The sequence below is a fragment of the Bradyrhizobium sp. P5_C11_2 genome, assembly GCF_054049755.1.
The window spans coordinates 1-2,847 of record NZ_JBFULT010000766.1 but is presented as its reverse complement, the minus strand read 5'-3'; the positions used below and the strand labels follow the sequence as shown (position 1 = coordinate 2,847).

Here is a 2,847-nt window from a genome sequence, read left to right as displayed (position 1 = left end):
GTTCGACCTCGTCAAGATCACCGAGCAGGACTACTATCTCGGCTACAACAACGAGGCGTTCAACGCGCTCTACCAGCAGATCGTGTCGACGCCGGACGAGGCCGCCCGCGCCAAGCTTCTCGGCGACGCCCAGCGCATGCTGGCCACCGACGCCGTCTCCGCCTACATGTACCAGCCGCAGCTGATCACCATCACCAACAAGAAGCTGAAGGGCGTCTGGAAGGACGTGCCGCAATACGAGAACGATTTTTCGACGTGGTATTGGGAGTAGGGGGCGCGAGGCACCCTCGTCGTTTGGGGCGCGTGCCGCCCGTTGCTGTGCCCTCTCCCCTTGTGGGAGAGGGCAGCTCCGCTGATAGACACGGACTCGCAGGGGTGAGGGGTCTCTCTCCGCACTCGAATCTCGCGAGTTGAATTCGCAGAGATCGCGATGATAAGCCGATCATCCAGTGGCGGTCTCYAGAGCCGTCGCCTCAGCCTACGGCGCGCGCATCCAGACATCGCGCTCGTTAAGGRACTGGTTACTAGTCACTGTCACCATTTGCATATAGSTCGTCGCCATAAGCGGCGGCAGCGCATTCTTAGAACGGCTTGATATTTCGACACGCCCGGTTGGCGGTCTCTTTCAGGAGAGGCCCAATGTTTAAGGGCTTTGCTGCGGCAGTTGTGGCGCTGATTAGCACAGCGCAACTGGATCGATACCTAACCAACGGTCGGTACACCGACGCGGCCATGGATATGCTGCGGCAAATCAGGCACGCGTTTGGGTTTTGAGATACCCTTGGGGACAATTTTGAGGCGCGCCATGGAAGGCATCTCATGGGCTGATCTCGACGCGGATGAGCAACGCGCCCTTGCGATATTGGGAGCCGGACTTTCTATCGAGCTGTGTGACCCCGTTGCTCTCCTGACTTTAAGGCGGCTCGGTCTGATCGCAGGCCTTCATTTGACGGCTGCTGCGCTCAAGTTGCGGAGGGGCGTTGTTTTAGACGAACTCGGGGCGCGTGATTGCATGATGTAACCAAGCGCACGACCGCGAACAGGCGGTCGAAAGTCCTCGCCAACGACAAGCGGGATGCAGGATCGCTCAGGTCAATAGTATCGGTCAGTCATGCCCTGTGTTGGAGCTGGAGATAATCCTGGCACGCCATCGCTCTTCGAAAGTGTCAGAGCCCACTTTCAGTGCCAACGCTCGTGCATCTAAGGGATTGCCAGGCTTGCTAGCTATGACAATGCCTGTAGCTTCTCCGCGAGAACCGAGTTCGGGGGCCCGCTCTACAGGCCATTCCAGCAATGCCTTCGACAGCATGGGCTTACCGGCGTACCAGCATTTTCGTCCGTTGATGAGACGATAGGACCACCATTGCCCTTGCGGATTTGGCGGCATTGCGGCGCTGCATTGTTGCTTAGCATGCACGCTCGTCATTTCGAGCGATGAGARCGCAGCAATGCAAACGGTTAAAGCAAACGATTGAAGCGGTTTGCTCATAGGCGCGCTCAATTGCCCTGTTGCTGCAATCGACTCACTGCAACGATCAAGGCAGGCCGTTCGAGAACTTCCACCAACTTTTCAAGGATACGCGCATTATCCTTGGGACAGGGTTGAAGGTATTCTTCCAATATGAGTTGCGCGTCGCTAATCGCTTCCAGGGCTAATTGCTGATCAGTCATCACTGCTTACTCATCAATTAGTTGCGCTGAGGAAGTCAGCGAAGGGAGAAATCAAGTCAGCTTTGAGGAATATCCCCGCTCTTCTTTTCACTTTTTATTTCAAATTCTCGGCTTCCCACCGTGTGTCCGCGGTGTCGTCTCGGTCAATGTGCGCAAATAGTCCCGCGAAGGCGTGTCGCGAGAAGGGATCACGGCGACCAGGTAGACCACTGCTCGATCTTCCTTCTCCACCCCGCGCATCACGAAGCGCATCATCGGCAACGGCCGCTGCAACGCCTTCCTCATCCCACAGCGCGCGCATCCAGCCTTCGCGTTCTCCATCCGCGTCGGTCACCGGCATCACCTTGGCATGGATCGGCTCGCAACCGCATGAGGCGTTGTGGACAGGAAGCCAAAGACGAGATGCGGGCCTGAAGGTACCGCGGTCCGCCCGGCCGCCGACAGTTCGGTGGCGATGTGTGCCTGTGTGCTAATTCCCACACTCGCGACCAAAAGGACTTGTTTGTCACTTTCCGAACAGACAGCCAAATCCACTCCGTTCCAACTTCACTGTTGGAATTCGGTTTGGAGACGAAATGGAACGTTCCCCGTTAATTGAGATGATGCGCGACAAATATGTCGAGCCGCACACTGGATGGATGAAGCCTTGGGGGTGGAGATGGCGCACTACCGAGCTTACCTTTTGGATMGCGACCACCACGTTATAAGCGTGGCCAATTTGCAGTGTGCCGACGAGCAGGAAGCACGGGAATGTGCTGAGCAGCTAGTTGATGCCAACGACGTCGAGCTATGGCAACTCGATCGGCGTATTGCAGTGTTTGAAGCTGCCACTAGCCGACCCTCGAATGCGGCGAGACAGGGAGGGAAGCAGCGAGCGCCGCGCTCTACAGACAAATGAAGCGCAAGTAATCCATTCAAGCCGAACGGGCTTGCGCCCGCGGATCATCGCAGGTGACGCTGTTGGTCTAAGCATTCAATCTAGGACCAAAAGAGCCGCTACACCGCGCGAGTGGTAACGCCATTCCGTCTCACAGGACGAGCTCACCACGCGGAAGTGCGATAGGATTGCGGCTTGGTTGTTGGTGATGCTGTAGAGACCATTCCGTCTCACAGGACGAGCTCACCACGCGGAAGTGCGATAGGATTGCGGCTTGGTTGTTGGTGATGCTGTAGAGA

General features: G+C 56.9%; 1 protein-coding gene and 1 pseudogene. One reads left to right on the top strand and one right to left on the bottom strand.

Features of this window, described 5'->3' with window-relative positions; all coding sequences use genetic code 11:
- Positions 1-271, top strand: a pseudogene (locus ACXJL8_RS38230) (ABC transporter substrate-binding protein); the annotation flags it as partial.
- Between the two features lie 1,226 nt (positions 272-1,497).
- On the opposite strand, the gene ACXJL8_RS38225 reads toward ACXJL8_RS38230, so the two are convergent.
- Positions 1,498-1,671: a hypothetical protein gene (locus tag ACXJL8_RS38225; RefSeq protein ID WP_456617799.1), complete on the bottom strand. Its 174-nt coding sequence runs from the start codon at positions 1,669-1,671 to the stop codon at positions 1,498-1,500.
- Positions 1,672-2,847: the final 1,176 nt, after the last annotated feature.

Coding starts and splice junctions, on each gene's coding strand:
- ACXJL8_RS38225 (WP_456617799.1), bottom strand. CDS start 1,671: ATGACTGATCAGCAATTAGCCCTGGAAGCGATTAGCGACGCGCAACTC.